Annotated in this window: 15 protein-coding genes and 3 pseudogenes; 15 read left to right on the forward strand and 3 right to left on the reverse strand. The window is 45.0% G+C overall.

What is annotated here, in order from left to right; genetic code table 11:
• Positions 1–40: 40 nt before the first annotated feature.
• The 13 genes and pseudogenes from J7E85_RS03860 to J7E85_RS03920 all read left to right on the forward strand — a co-directional run bounded on the left by J7E85_RS03860 (position 41) and on the right by J7E85_RS03920 (position 13,323).
• Positions 41–1,417 carry an FAD-dependent oxidoreductase gene (locus J7E85_RS03860; protein ID WP_215155169.1) on the forward strand — a complete coding sequence of 459 codons (1,377 nt, stop codon included), beginning with the start codon at positions 41–43 and terminating at the stop codon, positions 1,415–1,417.
• Complete coding sequence (locus J7E85_RS34760; protein ID WP_215155171.1) at positions 1,414–2,424, forward strand: SGNH/GDSL hydrolase family protein; 1,011 nt, start codon at positions 1,414–1,416, stop codon at positions 2,422–2,424. The genes J7E85_RS03860 and J7E85_RS34760 overlap by 4 nt, the downstream gene beginning before the upstream one ends.
• Before the next feature lie 195 nt (positions 2,425–2,619).
• Positions 2,620–3,006, forward strand: coding sequence for a YjdF family protein (locus J7E85_RS03870; protein WP_215155174.1), 387 nt, complete (start codon positions 2,620–2,622; stop codon positions 3,004–3,006).
• Between the two features lie 161 nt (positions 3,007–3,167).
• Positions 3,168–3,393: pseudogene (locus tag J7E85_RS35065) on the forward strand (transposase); the annotation flags it as partial.
• Positions 3,394–3,800: 407 nt separating this feature from the next.
• Positions 3,801–4,697 (forward strand): AraC family transcriptional regulator, encoded by an 897-nt coding sequence (locus J7E85_RS03880; protein ID WP_353049462.1) that lies wholly within the window; start codon positions 3,801–3,803, stop codon positions 4,695–4,697.
• Between the two features lie 125 nt (positions 4,698–4,822).
• Positions 4,823–6,958, forward strand: coding sequence for an ADP-ribosylglycohydrolase family protein (locus J7E85_RS03885; protein ID WP_215155188.1), 2,136 nt, complete (start codon positions 4,823–4,825; stop codon positions 6,956–6,958).
• A gap of 14 nt (positions 6,959–6,972) precedes the next feature.
• Positions 6,973–7,596, forward strand: coding sequence for an ECF transporter S component (locus J7E85_RS03890; RefSeq protein ID WP_215155196.1), 624 nt, complete (start codon positions 6,973–6,975; stop codon positions 7,594–7,596).
• Positions 7,593–8,333: an energy-coupling factor transporter transmembrane component T gene (locus tag J7E85_RS03895; RefSeq protein ID WP_215155198.1), complete on the forward strand. Its 741-nt coding sequence runs from the start codon at positions 7,593–7,595 to the stop codon at positions 8,331–8,333. Before J7E85_RS03890 ends, J7E85_RS03895 begins: the two co-directional genes overlap by 4 nt.
• The gene (locus J7E85_RS03900) at positions 8,330–9,184 is read left to right on the forward strand and encodes an energy-coupling factor ABC transporter ATP-binding protein (protein WP_215155200.1); all 855 of its coding nucleotides are present in this window, start codon (positions 8,330–8,332) and stop codon (positions 9,182–9,184) included. The genes J7E85_RS03895 and J7E85_RS03900 overlap by 4 nt, the downstream gene beginning before the upstream one ends.
• The gene (locus J7E85_RS03905) at positions 9,184–10,011 is read left to right on the forward strand and encodes an energy-coupling factor ABC transporter ATP-binding protein (RefSeq protein ID WP_215155202.1); all 828 of its coding nucleotides are present in this window, start codon (positions 9,184–9,186) and stop codon (positions 10,009–10,011) included. Before J7E85_RS03900 ends, J7E85_RS03905 begins: the two co-directional genes overlap by 1 nt.
• 413 nt (positions 10,012–10,424) lie before the next feature.
• Positions 10,425–11,105: pseudogene (locus J7E85_RS03910) on the forward strand (IS256 family transposase); the annotation flags it as partial.
• A 252-nt stretch (positions 11,106–11,357) separates the two neighbouring features.
• Complete coding sequence (locus tag J7E85_RS03915) at positions 11,358–11,819, forward strand: MarR family winged helix-turn-helix transcriptional regulator (RefSeq protein WP_215155204.1); 462 nt, start codon at positions 11,358–11,360, stop codon at positions 11,817–11,819.
• A 1-nt stretch (position 11,820) separates the two neighbouring features.
• Positions 11,821–13,323 (forward strand): IMP dehydrogenase, encoded by a 1,503-nt coding sequence (locus J7E85_RS03920; protein ID WP_215155206.1) that lies wholly within the window; start codon positions 11,821–11,823, stop codon positions 13,321–13,323.
• Between the two features lie 212 nt (positions 13,324–13,535).
• Here the strand turns inward: J7E85_RS03920 and J7E85_RS03925 are convergent.
• The 3 genes and pseudogenes from J7E85_RS03925 to J7E85_RS03935 form a co-directional block, all read right to left on the reverse strand.
• Positions 13,536–14,101: pseudogene (locus J7E85_RS03925) on the reverse strand (transposase); the annotation flags it as partial.
• 137 nt (positions 14,102–14,238) lie between these two features.
• Positions 14,239–14,658, reverse strand: coding sequence for a universal stress protein (locus tag J7E85_RS03930; RefSeq protein WP_215155208.1), 420 nt, complete (start codon positions 14,656–14,658; stop codon positions 14,239–14,241).
• A gap of 16 nt (positions 14,659–14,674) precedes the next feature.
• On the reverse strand, positions 14,675–16,138 hold the full coding sequence (locus J7E85_RS03935) for a SulP family inorganic anion transporter (protein ID WP_215155209.1): 1,464 nt from the start codon (positions 16,136–16,138) through the stop codon (positions 14,675–14,677).
• A gap of 160 nt (positions 16,139–16,298) precedes the next feature.
• Here J7E85_RS03935 and J7E85_RS03940 point away from each other — a divergent pair, with 160 nt between their 5' ends.
• Positions 16,299–16,841: a recombinase family protein gene (locus J7E85_RS03940; protein WP_215155211.1), complete on the forward strand. Its 543-nt coding sequence runs from the start codon at positions 16,299–16,301 to the stop codon at positions 16,839–16,841.
• A gap of 166 nt (positions 16,842–17,007) precedes the next feature.
• Positions 17,008–17,523 (forward strand): helix-turn-helix domain-containing protein, encoded by a 516-nt coding sequence (locus J7E85_RS03945; RefSeq protein ID WP_215155213.1) that lies wholly within the window; start codon positions 17,008–17,010, stop codon positions 17,521–17,523.
• Positions 17,524–17,525 lie beyond the last annotated feature (2 nt).

Raw genomic sequence — 17,525 nt, forward strand, 5'->3', positions numbered from 1 at the left:
TTATGACATTTTAAAGCTATACAGAATGGGGGAGGTTTTTATGAACGGACATATTACTTTGCCATCCGCCAGCATTCCGGTTACCCGCGAGGTGGATGTGCTGGTCATCGGCGGAGGAGCTTCCGGAATCGCCGCGGCCATTGCCGCTGCAAGAGGGGGAGCGCAAACGATGCTGGTGGAGCAGAGAGGGTTCCTTGGCGGCATGGGCACGGTTGCGCTCGTTCCGGCTTTCTGTCCCTTTACGGATAAACGAAAGCCGATTATCCGTGGTCTCGGCCTTCAACTGATGGAACGGATGAAGCAGGCATGTGCTCCCCAGTACCGCGAGGAATATCAAGAGATGCTGGATTGGGTCCCGATCGATCCCGAGGTGCTGAAACGGGTTTATGACGATGCCATTCTGGAAAGCGGCGTGACGCCGCTGTATCACACCTTTGTTTACGAAGTTATCCTGTCTGACGACCGCCGGAAGGTTGAAGGTGTCATTGTCGTAAACAAGACGGGACGTTCTTTCATCCCCTGCCGGTATATTATCGATTGCTCGGGAGATGGGGATATTGCCTCTCTGGCAGGAGTTCCTTTTCAGAAAGGCGGGGAAGCGGGCGAACTTCAGCCCGGCAGCATGTGCTATCTGCTTGCGAATGTGGACCGTCCAAGGTTCAGCCGGTACCTGGAGGAGAGCGGGGATACGGGCCAACTGCACAAGACGGTGGAGCTGGCGATCGAGGACGGTGCGCTGCCGGAGGGCCGAAAGTCGATCTCCGGCCTTGCTTGGGTCAGCGACTATCTGGTTGGCGTCAACTTCGGCCATGTATTCGGCGTTGACGGCACCCTTGCCGAGGATTTGACTCGGGGGGCGATTGAAGGGCGTCGCACGGCGGAACGCCAGCTGCAGTTCTTCCGCCGCTACGTGCCGGGTTTTGAGCACGCCCATATGGTGGCGAGTGGGGAGCAGCTCGGCATCCGGGAGACGCGGCGTATCGAAGGAGACTATATCCTAACGGTCGATGATTTCCTTGCTGCTCGCTCCTTCCCGGACGACATTGCCCGCAACGCATACTACATCGATATTCATCTCGCCAACAGCAAAAGCGAAATGACCTTTAACCACCTGCCGCCGGGGGTTTCACACGGCGTACCATACCGGATCATGCTGCCGATTGGCATCGACAACCTTTGGGTTGCCGGACGCTGCGTATCCTCGGACCGAGCGGTGCAAGGCTCCCTGCGTGTGATGCCGAACTGCTTCTCCATGGGCCAGGCCTCGGGAACGGCGGCTGCATTGGCGCTGCGAGATGGCGCCGGCTCGCGCAGCATTTCCGTAGCTGAGCTTCAGCAGCGGCTGCTGGAGCAGGATGTATGGCTGGGAGAAGGTTTCATTCCGACTGAGAAGCAGAAGGAAGGGAATGCGCCGTGAAGCAGCTTTCATTAACGGATGAGTGGTTTCACGGTGCCGTGTCGCTCGAGCACCGGGAGGATGGAATCAAGCCCTGGCGTATTCCTTACATGGATTACGAACTGTATCCACCTGCGGGAATTGATGGCAAAGCCGAGATATGTGCTGGTGTTCGTCTGCGGCTGCGCACGGACTCCACCGAGGTGGCAGTATCTTTTGCACCACTTGCGGGCGACGTCGCCATGGATTGCGTAGAAGGAGGAGAACGATGTCAGACGCTCAACCTGCCCGTCGGAGCAACAGAAGCCTTGTTTCGCGGACTTCCCATCGGAATCAAAGATTTGGAGATTTGGCTCCCGCAAAATATAGGAATGACCGTCACCGGCCTGCGGATTGGCGCCCATGCTATCGGAATCCCGCTGCCGGATACCCGGCCCCGCTGGATTACTTACGGCAGCTCCATCACCCAGTGCGTCGGGGCTTCCAGCCCCTCCCGTGCTTGGCCGGCCATTGCTGCCGAAGCCTGTGGCTTCAGCTTAATTAATCTCGGCTTCTCCGGCAACTGCCTCATGGAACCGATGATCGGACGGCTGATTCGCGACTTGCCAGCCGATTTCATCTCGATATGTGCGGGCGTGAACATCTATGGCGGAGGCACTTTAAGCCCTCGCATGTTCAAGCCGCTGCTGATTGGACTGCTGGAGTCGATACGCGACAAACACAGGGATACCCCGCTGCTTGTCATTTCTCCGATCTATGGCACCGCCCGCGAAACGCAGCTCAATTCGCTTGGTTTCACCCTACCCATAATGCGAGAATTTATCCACGAGACCGTGGAGCTACTAAGGGCTCGGGGTGATCGCCAGTTGTACTATCAGGATGGCTTGAACTGGTTCGGTCCGGAGGATGAAGCCTTTCTCACGGATGGCCTGCACCCTGGAGCCGAGGGGTATGAGCTGCTAGGCCGGCGTTTCCGCAATCTTCATGAATTTGCGTTACGGGCAGTGTACAGAAACGTGCAGGGATGAATTTCTACTATATTTGGTACGACCAATGGGAACGCCTCAGACCTTTTGACGCCAGAATAGAAACGATAGAGCGAACGTCAATATTGTCAACTTAAGTTGAAGTCCTCTTCCCAACTTCATGGTGGAACATTGAGGTCTTTGTCTTTTTTAACTTGGTTGACGAAAAGAACTTGAACACTTTATAAGTCGCATAATATGCGGCTTTTTGTTTTATCGGAACAAGTGCTTGTACCGAAAGAACAGGGACGTCTAAAAGCTTGTCGTCATTTTTTTGGTAACGAGCCAAAGGATCCGGAAATATTAGAGTTCGTTAGCGAGAAAATGATGAACCTTACGAAGGTAGGAACGGATGCGAAAGGAAGTAAAAACACTCGAGTAAATCCGAAAAGACTAGCTCGCCAGGCGTCTCAGGAGATTGCCGAGCGAGGTTTATCTAGCCATGCTCAGGAGGCAATAAAGCTGGACCTCGAATCCAGGAAATTGCAACAAAAAGTGCATAATCGTCAACAAATTCTTGAAGAAAATGAAAGAAAATATCAACTTAGAGTTCAAAAGGCGAAGAAGAAGCACAGGGGCAAATAGTCAAATACAAAGTAGCGTCTTAGAGGAAGCACGTCTTATAGACTTGCTTCTTTTTTTCTTAATTCTCTATAGGACAGTCGGCCAGATCTATAAATAATCCCAGAGATATAAGAAAAATTAGCATCACTGCTTGCAGAGATGGGAGATATTAGTCAATACTACTTGTGGCCTACGCTCGGCACGATCCAGGAGTGCATAGCTCAGGCAATTTCACCGCAAGTAACAGCCGCATCTCGAAACTTGGCTCAAAACGCTTGCGGCGAGAACTTTACGTTGCGGTACAATGCGGGCTCAGGGAGAGATAAATGAACGGCTAAAAGATATTACGACAAGAAAAGGAAAGAGGGCAACTATAAGGTGACGATGATCGCTTGCGCCTACAAGCTAGCTATTGCTCCATATCTGTCGGAGGGCAAAAAGATTGTCCCATTGAAAGTCGCTATTTCACCGGCTTCTTTAACGGTACAAGTTCTTGTCCCGAGCCGAGGACAAGAACTTGTACCTATTACCGTAATGGACAAGAACTTGATCCGATTACCAATTTGACACATATCCAATTAAAATTCGACAGCTCTTTCATTAAACTAACGGCAGGTTAGTGGAACAAAGTGTCTAAGACTCTTCTCACACTAAAGCATAAAACTACGGTATAATTCGGTAAAATATTATATGATTGGGTGATTAACTTGGCGTTAATAAATAAGGCGCTGCTGGCTTTCGTCAATAACGAAAATGTAAATAACAGTTATATGGATATAGTTTAAATAAAATCGTACATAAGCTTTAACCAAAGGGTGACTAACTTGAAATTACATATTGACTATCCCCATGATATTCCGATTGTTGCGTTCCAGTGGACACCGGAAAACACGCTGGAGCCATTCCATACGCATACCAGTCTGGAAATCGGCTGCTGCATTTCAGGCAGCGGCGTTTTTTATTTTGAGCAGAAATGCTATACCGTGCGCCCGGGAGATATTTTCATTGTAAACCAGACCGAGCTGCACATCGCGCAATCCGATGAAACCGATCCCAGTACGTTTATCTTCATTAATTTTGACCCCAGTATACTGCTCCTTGAAGATGAAAAGCTGCTTCTCCCCTATAGCTATCAGTCCGAGAAATTTCAGAATCACATTCCTGCGGAGACGAGCCTTGCCCATCAGCTGCAGCCCCGCATCATGACCATCCATGAAGAGCTATCACAGCAGGATGTAGGCTACCTGTCAAGGGCACGCAGCATATTAATTGATGTTAGTGTGATGCTGCTTAGAAATTATATCGGCTCCATTTCAGGCGAGCAGTGGAGACGAATGAACCATTCGTATCGGGAGCTGAGACAGATGCTCGAATATGTGCACCGGCATTTTGGCAATAATATTCAACTTGCGGATGTAGCACAGACAGTAGGTTGGTCGCAGGCCCGGACATCCCGTTTATTTCGAGAGTACACAGGAAAAAGTTTGCGGGATTATCTCGCGCAGCTTCGGCTGAGTGAAGTGAAAAAGCGGCTGGTCACCACCGATGATCTGATCGCGAATATTTGCTTTGACTGCGGATTCCAGAGCATGGCTTCGTTTTATCGTTCTTTTCAGGCGAATACGGGTACATCTCCGAAAGAATATCGTGAAATGAACGGCTTAAGTGAGGATTTTGAGAAGTTAGGGGACGCTAATGAGAAGTCAAAATAAAAATGCTTACTTATAATAAGGGCACAGGCTTTACTATCAAAATTCTAAGGATGATGGTGATGGGAATCACCATTCACCGAACAGTAGCAGGATATGAAACTTTTAAGATCAAGGAGGGCTTGGGGATGGTTGCTTACCATGCGGATTATATAGAACGAGTGTATGCGGGATGGCTTGGTAAAGTGATTGGCGTACGTCATGGCGCGAATATTGAAAACTGGACGTATGAACGGATTGAAAGGGCTTTTGGAGAGATCACGGATTATTTATATGATTTTAAAAATTTTGCGGCTGACGATGACATTAATGGACCGCTTTTTTTTATGAACGCTTTGGCAGATTTGCCTCTTCATCAAAAAGTCACCGCAGAGGACATGGCCAAGGTATGGTTGAACTACATTCCGGATGGCCACGGTTTTTTCTGGTGGGGAGGTTATGGTATATCCACAGAGCATACCGCTTACCTTAATTTGAAGCATGGAATGACGGCTCCGCAATCGGGCTCACAGGAGCAGAATTCGCAAGCGGTGGCGGAGCAGATCGGCGGTCAAATTTTTAGTGATATCTGGGGTTTTCTGGCCCCGGGTGACACAGAGGCAGCAGCGGATCTGGCCGAGAAGATGTCATCCGTGTCCCATGACCGCAGCGGGATTTATGGAGGGCGATTTGTGGCAGCCTGTTGTGCTGCAGCATTTGAGTCTTCCTCGGTAAAAGAAGTCATTCAGCGGGCACTCACAGCGATTCCTGAAGACAGCAGTTACAGTGAGGTTGTCAAGGATATTATCCGTTTTCATAACGAGCATCCTCAGGACTGGCGGGCATGCTTCCGTTATATTCAAAGCCATTACGGGTATGATCGTTATCCGGGCATATGCCACATTATTCCGAATACAGCCGTAGTTGTTCTAGGGTTGCTGTATGGCGATGGCGATTTTTCCAAATCTATAAATATTACCAACATGTGCGGATGGGACACAGATTGCAATGTCGGCAATGTAGGAGCCATCGTGGGAGTTTTGACGGGATTAACCGGTATTGGTGAGCAATGGACAGTACCGATCAACGACTTTGTATGCGCTTCCAGTGTCGTAGGTTCCCGAAACATTCAGGACATTGCTTCTGTTGCCGGGCAGACGGCTGCGATTTCCAGACGGTATTTTCTGGGACTGGAACTGCCGAACGAGGCGGGGGTATACGCACATTTTGATTTCGAGCTTCCGGGCTCCACGCATGCCTTCCGTAATCATTATCCGCAAGGATTGCCTGTGACGATGGTATGTAAAAATACGGACAGGATCGCCTTCAGTGGAAAACGTTCTCTTCAGGTGACTATAAGCTCGTTAGTAGGGGGAGAGAGCTACCGGACCTATCTCAAGACGTATTACACACCGGAGGATTTTAATGACAGCCGTTATGACCCAAGCTTTACACCGGTATTTTATCCAGGGCAAAGCGTTTCCATGAGTGTGTACATTTCGCAGGGAGATGAGGAGCAGGTCGCCGCACGTCTTTATGCGCACAACTTTCAGGATGGAACCCGGGTATATGGGGAGCGGACGGTATTGCCAGTTGAGAAATGGACGACGCTAACCTGGAAGGTTCCGCGGATCCCGGGAGCCGTATTGTCGGAGGTTGGCGTGGAATGGATTCCGCTGGCTGAAATTTTTGGGCAACCGAAGTCATTAACGGCTTATATCGATGATGTTCAATTATGGGGCGAGCCTGAGATCGACATTTCTTTTGCTTCCGAAGAGCTGGAGGTATGGCCGACATTACGTCAGGAGGTCAGACAGCTGACCCATCTCCGCGGCTTATGGACATTGGAGGACGGGCTTCTAACGGGAAGCGGGGCTGGAGAATCTGCAGAAGCCTACACAGGGGCCCATTATTTTAGGGATTACACGTATGAGGCTGCAATTCGTCCGGTCATCGGCTCGTCCCACGGGATACTGTTCCGGGTTCAGGGGGCAGCTCGAAGTTATGCAGCGGTGCTCAAGCAAGGCCAGCTGGCTCTGATGAAAAAAGAAGGAACGAATTGGCGTGCTTTGCAGGAGGCTCCTTTCATTTGGCAGCACGGTGCAGATTATCGGATTTCAGTCATCGCAGCAGGAAATCGTTATTCCATTTCTGTAGACGGAGAACTTCTGCTGGACTATACCGACCATGAGAACCCGTATATGAGCGGTCAAGTTGGATTCATAACGATGGACAGCAGCCGAACCGCTTATGTCGATTACCACATCCATCCCAATAAACGATAGAAAGAAGGGCAACTATGAAACGGGGTCTGAAAAAAGATTTTACACTGCTGGCGATTACAATGATTCCTATTGGGGTTGCGATTAATGTTGTGGCTTATCAGTTAATGACCATTTTGAAAATGCCGATTTATTTGGATGTAATTGGGACATGTATTGTAGCTATGGTCGCAGGGCCGTGGGTGGGATTGGTTACAGGGGGACTTGGTAATGTCGTGAATGGGATGCTGAATCCAGTGTCCATCCCTTTTGCCATCACATCGATGGCGATCGGATTGACCGCAGGTTACCTGTCCAAGTATCGGATGCTAGTCAAGCCCTGGAGAATCATCGTTTCCGGCCTATTGATTGCCGTCGTCTCTTCGGCAACGTCCAGTCCGATTCAAGTCATTTTGTTTGGTGGAGTAACGGGCCAAAGTGGTGATATCGTGATGGCCACATTGCTGGCTACGGGCAAGCAGATTTGGACCGCCGTATTTTCGCAAACTCTGCTGCTCGGTGTTGTTGATAAAGTGCTGGCTATCCTGGCAAGCTCCTTGATTGTATATAAAATGACTCCACAGTTCCTATCTAAGATGTATTACGGCGACATTTATATGCGTTCCAAAAAAATGAACCGGAAGGGAGATCAGGTGAAGTGAAAAAGTCCATTCTTGAACTCTATCCGATAACCAAGCTGCTGGGAGTACTTTTTGTAATCATCTCCATTCTGATCGTACCGGGGTATGCTTATCAATATGCCATTCTTCCGATATGTATGGTCATTGCCTTGCTGGCTGGCGTCTTCCAAGGCTTTTGCAGTCTGTTTTTTAAAGGTGTTACACTGATCGTGCTCTTTATTTTTATTATTCAAGGCTTCTTCTACCCGGGTGAAACGGTTCTCTGGTCAGGCTGGATATTTAGTCTGAAACAGGAAGGTTTGAACTACAGTCTGCTGTTGACATCCAAGATCGTAGCCATCACAGCTTCAATTATCTTGTTCTTCCAAATCACCAAGACGAAAGATCTGATCATTGCCCTGGAAAAAATGGGAACACCGAAGAAGGTCACTTATGTGATCATGTCTACTCTGCAGATCATTCCGCAGATGCGGAAACAGCTGAATGTCATTATGGACGCTCAGCGTTCGCGCGGGGTGGAGACGGAAGGAAGCCTAATGATCCGGGCCAGAGCCATCGTCCCCGTGCTTGGCACTTTGATTATCTCGTCTTTTGAAAATACGCAGGAACGTGTAATTACCCTGGAATCCCGTGCGTTTACGATACAGCGTAAAAAAACGAATGTGACGGTATTACCCAAAGGGCCGCTGGATACGATTGTAAGGATCGTGCTGCTGCTGCTGCTTGTATTGATCATCTGGAAGGGGGTTATGGGATGAACCTGTTATCCATGAGAAATGTATCGTACAGATATCCCATTAACAATTGGACATCCTTGAAGCAGGTGACGCTGAACATTGAAGCTGGCGTTTTTTACGCGGTCATCGGCGCCAACGGCGCAGGGAAAACGACGCTGTGCAGTGTGTTCAGAGGTTTTATTCCCCATTTCTATAATGGAGAGCTGGAAGGGGAAGTGCAGCTTTACGGGAAAAATCTGCTGCAATACGAGTTGGGGGACATTGCCTCCCGGATCGGCTACCTGTTTCAGAATCCCTTTACACAGATTAGCGGAGCCAAGGAGACAGTGTTCGAGGAAATTGCCTATGGATTGGAAAATTTGGGAATGGAACCCACTGAAATCCGCAAGAAAGTTGAAGATGTGATTGCATTACTGAAGCTGGAGAAGATCGCGGAGTCTAATCCAACGGAACTATCCGGCGGGCAGAAGCAACGGGTGGCTTTTGCCTCTGTGATCGTCATGGACCCTGAGGTGATCATTATCGATGAACCGACATCTCAGCTTGATCCACAGGGTACCGAGGAAATCTTCCGGATTATCGATCTTATGAAGCAGCGGGGAAAGACCATCATTCTTGTGGAGCATAAGATGGAATGGATTGCGGAATATGCAGATCAGATCATCGTGATGGAAGACGGACAAGTCGTTATGCAGGGAGACACCCAGTCGATCCTAAGCAATCCGGAAGTCATGGAGCACGGGGGTTCACTGCCTCAATATGCCGAGGTGGGACTGAGACTGCTCGGGGAGGGGGGCACCAATCAGGTTCCCATTACTCGGAAGCAAGCAGAACATGTATTTTCGCAGCTAAAAAAAGGGGGGACTGAATAATGGCTATATTAACCTTGGATCAGGTTTCTTTCCGTTATCCGAACGGTACAAACGCGGTAGATCATATTTCGATGTCCTTCCAGGCAGGGGAAAAGGCAGCCATTATTGGACAAAACGGAGCCGGCAAGACAACCGCCGTGAAGCTGATGAACGGACTTTTGAAGCCGTCATCAGGGACCGTCACCGTTGATGGATGGGATACGAAAGAGCACACAACGGCTCAAATTTCTGCGAAGGTCGGATACGTTTTTCAAAATCCCGATGATCAGCTGTTCCATGAGACCATTTACGAAGAGGTTGCTTTCAGCACGCGGCACCTCAACGTTGATGCTGCACAGGCCAAGAAAATAATCGCCACGGCACTGGAGCTGACAGAACTGACGGAATATGCGACTCTACATCCTTACAGTCTTCCTTATTCGATGCGTAAGTTTGTGACCATTGCAGCGGTTATTGCGATGCAGAGTAAGGTCATTATTCTGGACGAGCCGACCGCAGGGCAGGATGGCCGTTCGTTAGAGCGGCTGACCCGCATAATTGATTATCTTACAGGGGAAGGCAAAACCGTCATTACGATTACACATGATATGACTTATGTGGCGAATCATTTCGAACGGGTTGTTGTGATGGCGAATGGACATGTCCTTTCGGACAGTACCGCGAAAGAAATCTTTTGGCAGCCTGCGCTGATGCAGGAAAGCCATATCCAGGCTCCGCCTGTAAGTCAACTGGCGTCCGCATTGTATTGGCCCGGCCAGATTGTTACCGTGGACGAATTTGTGGAGTATGGCAGTGGACAGGTTCTAGAGAGAATGGATTCCAAGTAATAAATACTTCCCCACTGTGTTGTGGATGGGGAAAATGATGACTGTGCTTTGATGGAGCTGAGGGAATGTTTCAAGTCATCTCCATCAAAGATGGTGACGATTTTGAAGAAGATGTCTAGATTACGTAGGAGAGGGTCATTTGACCTTCTCCTTTTTCATGCCAGTTGCTTCGCTGCAGTTTCCAAATAAGCCAGAGGATACGAGAAGTTGCAGTTGGGGAATTATAGAAGAAATATTTGGTATGTCTGAACAGTTCTGTCGAGGGACAAGAACATGGTCCCATAGATAGTCGCTAATTTAGCGGCTTTTTGTTTTATCGGTACAAGTTCTTGTCACGAGTGAGTCTGTAAAATAAATTGTGTAAACTCCCAAATCTATTAAAATGGAAGTAATAGAAAGGTTGGGGAGAACACATGGGACTCTGGACAAAAGAGCAACTGCGAGCGTTCATCAAGGAGAATAAGCTGGTAACGGCTCAGGATGCGCAAAATGCCTTGAAAGAACTGTTTGCTGAAACGCTGCAGGAGATGCTGGAAGCCGAATTAGACACGCATTTGGGCTACGAGAAGCATGAGGTTAAGGCCAAGATGACACCGAATAGCCGTAATGGCAAAAGCAAGAAGTCGGTGATCAGCGAGTACGGGGAGCAGGAAATCACGGTTCCACGGGATCGGCTGGGAGAGTTTGAACCGATCGTGGTCCAGAAACATCAAAAGAACGTAACCGGCATCGAGGACCAGATTATCGCGCTGTATGCTAAAGGTGTCAGTACCCGGGAGATTCAGGACCATTTGTTGAATCTGTATGGTATCGAAGTGTCGCCTACCCTCATCTCCAATGTGACCAACAAAATCGTGCCCCTGATAAAAGAATGGCAGAATCGGCCACTTCAAGGCATATATGCCGTCGTGTACATGGATGCCATTCACTTTAAAGTGAAGCAGGATGGAGCCATCGTGAACAAAGCCGCCTATATGGTTATTGGCATTGATTTGGATGGGAACAAAGATGTGCTGGGTATGTGGATTGGCGAAAATGAATCCAGCAAGTTCTGGCTCAGTGTGCTGAATGACCTCCGAAATCGCGGGGTTCAACGGGCAGGATAGTTCAACAAAAAAATTTAACTATTTTTATAATGAACAGTTTTACCAAACCATTTAACACTTTCAAGCAATGAAATTATATTTTCATTCCCTATCATTACAAGTTAATGTAGTGACGCGACACCCCGCAAAAATCCACTTTCCTTATAAAATCTTTCGTTTGTATCCTCTTAATTACTTGACAAAAGGTAACTGGTTAGATATTTTTATACATAACCAGTTACCTATTGTGGAGGTGAAAAAATGAAATTTCCAATCGAAAAAAAAATCACACCTAAAGCATATGTTTATGGATCAATTTTCACATTGTCTAACCGTTTGCAACTTTTAGGCGATAGAAGATATAAGGATCTTTCATTAAAACAAGCTTTTGTGTTGTGGAATATTTCTCTTTATGATGATTACTTTCTTAACCTAAAAGATATTGCTCAAATTGTCGGTACTTCGAGTCAGAATGTGAAAAAAATCATAAATATTCTTGAGAAAAAAGGTTTTGCAAAAGTAGGAAAAGATGAAACTGACAGAAGGAGTTTGCGTGTTGCTTTAACATCTAAGGGTAAAGAATATTACTTGGAAAGAGGTAAGAAGGAAGAACAGTATATGGAGGAGTTATTTACTGACTTCGATGATGAAATGCTTATGGGATTGTATCAAGGTCTATATAAACTTATGGAAAAAACAGCTCAAGAACAAGGGGGAAAATAATATGGCAGTTTATCTGAATGAAGTATCGCGTACCTTTGGTGAGTATTTACTAATACCAGGTTACTCATCTGTAGAGTGTATACCGGCAAATGTTAGCTTACAAACACCCTTAGTGAAATTTAAAAAAGGAAATAAACCTCCTATGTCTTTGAAAATTCCTATGACATCAGCAATTATGCAGTCTGTTTCTGATGATACAATGGCAATATCTTTAGCAAAAGAAGGTGGACTTTCTTTTATTTTCGGATCACAATCTATTGAAAGTCAGGCACAAATGGTTGCTCGTGTTAAAAGTTATAGAGCTGGATTTGTTGTTAGTGATTCTAATATATCTCCTGAAGGTACTTTAGACGAACTGTTAATGTTAAAGAAGAAGACAAATCATTCCACTGTAGCAGTAACAATTGATGGAAGTTCTAGAGGTAAATTAGTAGGCATTATAACTAGCAGGGATTATCGAGTTAGTCGGATGACTTTAGACACTAAAGTTAAAGATTTTATGACACCATTCGAAGACTTAATCTGTGCTAATAAAGATACGACATTAAAAGAAGCGAATAATATTATATGGGAACACAAATTAAATTGTCTTCCAATCATTGATGATGAACAAAGATTGATTTCTATGGTATTTCGAAAAGATTACAATACTAATAAGAAAAATAAGAATGAGTTGATTGATGAATCTAAAAGATATATGGTTGGTGCAGGTATTAATACTAGAGATTATGCTGAACGAATTCCAGCATTACTTCAAGCTGGAGTAGATGTTCTTTGTATTGACAGTTCCGAAGGATTTACAGAATGGCAAAAGATTGTTCTTGAATACATCCGGAAGAATTATGGTGATACCGTAAAGATAGGGGCAGGAAATATAGTTGATAAAGAAGGTTTCCGTTTCCTTGCCGAAGCTGGTGCCGATTTTGTAAAAGTAGGAATTGGCGGCGGTGCAATTTGTATTACACGAGAAACAAAAGGCATAGGGAGAGGTCAAGCTACCGCATTAATTGAGGTAGCGAAGGCTCGTGATGAATATTTTAATGAGACAGGAATCTATGTACCAATTTGTTCTGATGGAGGTATTGTACACGATTATCACATTACATTGGCACTAGCTATGGGAGCAGATTTTCTAATGTTAGGAAGATATTTTTCCCGATTTGATGAAAGCCCCACTAAAAAAGTGAATATAAACGGTAATTATATGAAGGAGTATTGGGGAGAAGGAAGTAAAAGGGCAAAAAATTGGCAGAGATATGACTTAGGCGGTGACGAAAAACTTTCTTTTGAAGAAGGAGTTGATTCGTTTGTACCATATGCAGGAAGTTTAGAAGATAATGTTGGACTTTCTTTAAGTAAAATACGTTCAACAATGTGTAATTGTGGTTACCTGACAATTCCCGAACTACAAAAAAATGCCAAGATAACCTTAGTTTCTTCTACAAGTATTGTTGAGGGTAGTGCACACGATGTTCTACTTAAAGATAGTCGTCAGATATTGTAGCAAATAATTGTTAGCGAATCCCTTCACTGGATATATTAGATTTTTCATATAAATGAAATGTAGTTTTATATGTTAAGGAACTGTGATTACAGTTCCCTTTTCTTTATAATGATTATGTTTCTTTAGATCCTTTAATTAAAAATTTAGTAGATAAACTGATGTAATACATCAGTTTATCTACTAAATGAATTAGATTTTAGTTTTTTATTAACTCAACTTTCGCAGCTCAAATCTCCAAACAAACCCTTGATATAGCTGGGTAAGCCAGAAATCCATTCTTGTAGTTGACAAAAAACAGACGTTTTGCTCTTTTTCGTTTTCGCTTGAAACATCTCGAGAAATAAACTAGTTGGTCGAAGGAACGACCCTGAAATTCCGTTCCCAGTTTCAAATAGCTTTTCGTGACTTTAAAAAAGGTCTCAATACTCCAACGCATGCCGTAGATTCGTACGATTTCCGTCGCATCGAGCGTGACGTCTGTGCTTAAAATGGTCAGCCATTCCCGTCTTTTATTCCGGTTGCGCACAAAAACAAGCTTCACGGGCAGACCACACGAAGTATGTACGACCATGGAGCCTTTGATGTCTTTTGTACTCGATTTGGGCAGGGTTTGAAACACTGCACTTAGCGTCATTCGCTGTCCCTGTACGAGATATCGCTGCTTCATTTCTTTAATCATTCCAATCACAGGCTGACCTCTGCCTGTAAGCTGGCGAAGCAAGGGAGCCTGAGTAAACCAGCTGTCCATCAGCACATAATCCGCAGTGAACCCGGCTTTTTCATTGTAGATAGCTTGGAGCCTTTGCAGACTGTTGCCAACTCAAAAACTCCTCCAAGATCTTTTGAAGGTGTTTTAATTTGTCTCACGCTATGGGGTCAGTTCCTTTTGACATAGGTCATGTTTAATTGTTTGTTCTACTTTACAACCATAACAGGGCATTGGGCTCTCTTTACTACTTTATGGCTGACACTTCCTAACACAAATTCCTGGAATGAATTAAGGCCGCGACTCCCTATAATGATCAGGTCAACATTTTTCTTTTTCGAGTAATCAACAATTGTGGGACCCGGATCGCCAATGACTATTGTAACTTGATGATTCACGTTTTTGTTTCCTAGTTCCTCTGTAACCGGCAATAGTTTTTGCTTTCGTTTTAACTCAATTTCGTCATGGTTCTGTGAATGGAGTACCTCTTCTTTTATTTTAGTTGGATCTACAGCAAAGAAAACTTCTACTGTTGCACCATCAATAAGAGATGCGATTCTAGCAGCTTCAGTTGCAGCCCGAACAGAGTTTTTAGAACCGTCCGCAGCAAGTAAAATATGTTGATACATTGATAGCACTCCTGTTCTAATGAGATTTTAATTGCGCGTTAGAATCGTGGTATACAGCTAATCTATTTACAATTTTTTCACTTGATGCATTGAGTCCTTTAACGGTGACATGATTACGATTAGCACGGTATTTAATTACAACTTTATCTACAGCGCCGACCCCTGAGTCATCCCAAATGTGCGCATTCGAAAAGTCTAGAACAATGTCTTTGTCTGTGACGTTGTAATCAAATGCATTAACGAATCCTTCTACAGATGCAAAAAAGAGTTGACCTGAGATCTTGAATGTTGTGTTATTCCCCCTGATATCGCTTGTAACACGTACCTTTGATATTTTAGAAGCGAAGAATATGGCACTTAGGATGATTCCTAAGAGAACCCCAATTGCAAGGTTATCGGTAACAACGACAACAATGACAGTAGCCAGCATGACAAAAGCATCACTTTTAGGGGCTTTTCTTAAATAGGAGAATGATGACCAGTCAAAGGTACCTATTGATACCATGATCATGATCCCAGCCAAGACAGGCATTGGAATTTGTACCACAACTCCACCTAGAACAATAATCAGAAACATCAGAAACACACCAGCTACAAATGTCGACAATCTAGTACGACCGCCCGATCTTACATTGATGACAGACTGTCCGATCATCGCGCAGCCAGCCATTCCACCGAAGAATCCCGTAATGATGTTTGCGATGCCTTGTCCACGAGCTTCCTTATTTTTATTACTGTCTGTTTCGGTCATATCATCTACAATCGAAGAGGTTAGAAGAGATTCAACCAGACCCACAACGGCTAGGGAAATCGAGTAAGGGAAGATGATTTGTAATGTTTCAAGATTAAATGGGATGTTAGGGATTAGAAAAGAGGGTAAGGATTGAGTGATGACTCCCAATTCACCGACAGTTCCCAAATCTAGATTGCCCCATATTGCTGCGGCAGTGAGCACAACAATAGCGATAAGAGGCGCAGGAATAGCTTTGAAGAAGCGGGGTAATACATATACAATAATGAGAGTAACGGCAACGAAAATATAGGTTAGCGTTGAAATTCCTACAAAATGCGGTACCTGAGCCATAAATATCAGAATAGCAAGAGCATTAACAAAACCAATCATGACAGCTCTCGGTATGAATTTCATGAGTTTACCGATTTTGAATATTCCAAACAGCAATTGAATTATACCAGTGAGCACAGTTGCAGCCAATAAATACTGCACGCCATGTTCTTTTACTAGTGGAACCATAAGTAAGGCCATTGCTCCGGTAGCAGCGGAAATCATCCCTGGCCGACCACCTATGAAGGATATAATTACAGCAATACAAAACGAAGCATATAGTCCTACCATTGGATCAACACCAGCAATAATTGAAAATGCAATCGCTTCTGGAATAAGAGCCAAAGCTACCACGATACCAGCTAAGATATCGCTTCTGGTGTTAGAAAACCATTCTTGTTTAATCCGTTCAATCACTTGTACTTCCACTCCTTATAATTTGCTATGACTTTTACTTTTAAAGTCATGACCGCTTCTAGTACATTGATATTATCACGAATCGTACCAAAACGGAACCTTTTTGGTCCTGTATTTGTGTTATAATTTTATAAAATCATACGTGATTAGGAGTTTTAATATGATATTTGGTTACATGAGACCTTCTCAGGATGATCCACATTGTCAAAATCAACTTGAAATTTTAAAAAGGAAGTCCTGCGATCACTTATTTAAAGAAACACACTTGTCCGCAAAAAAGAGAATTCAATTAGAATTGATGTTGGATAGGCTCATGCCCGGAGATACAATAGTTGTAACCAGACTATTTTCGCTTGCTGACTCGACGAGGCATCTTAGTGAATTACTGGATCAATTTCAAAATCGACAAGTCCATTTGTATTCATTGAATGAAAATTTAAACACTCGAGAAGATTCCGGCCGTTTATTCCATAAACATGTGGAAATTATCCTTGAGTTCCAAGGGGATTTAATTAGTGAAAGTACCAAAAAGGGGCTAGATGAGGCTAAGGAAAAAGGTAAGAAGTTAGGACGTCCTCGTAAGCTTGATGAGAACGTGATGAAGGCGATCCAGATGTATGAAAGCAATAAATATACGCTTGCACAAATACGTGAAGAAACAGGGATTAGCAAAACAACATTGTATCGATACCTCGAAAATTAAACGCAATTTGCTCAACGGGGCAATAGTATAATTAAGAGTTTTTTTGCTATTGCTTTGTCTTGATAGCCACTCCTATATAGGCTGAACTTAAGAACTACAAATCATCTTTACAAAACATCCTGAATTGGGTAATAGAAGAAACATCAACCATTAGGACGTGATCAGGATGAAGACAAAGTCAAACAAAGTCAAAACGTTGGAAACGGCTCTTCGAGAGACCTCGGACAAACGAATGTACGAACGCTATCTTGCTGTCCTTCATCATCTAGAAGGCCATACGAATCGAGAAATCGCAAGGATGATCAAGCGCACGGAGAAAACCGTCAGTGGCTATATTCGCAGTTACCATGAAGGCGGTGTCGATGCGCTGGCGCTTGGCCACTCCCCCGGAAAGCCACATAGATTAAGCGATGAACAGGAACAAATATTAGCTGAAACCATCGCCACTAAGCGACCCGTTGACGTGGGCATCGAGGCCAAATATACCTGGACGCTAAAGCTGGCTATGCTCTTTGTTGAACGTGAATTCCGGAAAATGTTTACAGAGAGAGGGATGTCCAAATTGCTTCATCGGTTGGGGTTTAGTTACACGAAAGCCACGTACACACTGGAATCAGCTGATCCAGATGAACAAGAAACCTTTCGCAACAAAACCTTCCCTGCGCTAAAAAAAAGCTTATAGAC

Origin of the sequence: Paenibacillus sp. ISL-20 (genome assembly GCF_018613005.1) — a bacterium.
GTDB lineage: Bacteria > Bacillota > Bacilli > Paenibacillales > Paenibacillaceae > Paenibacillus_AQ.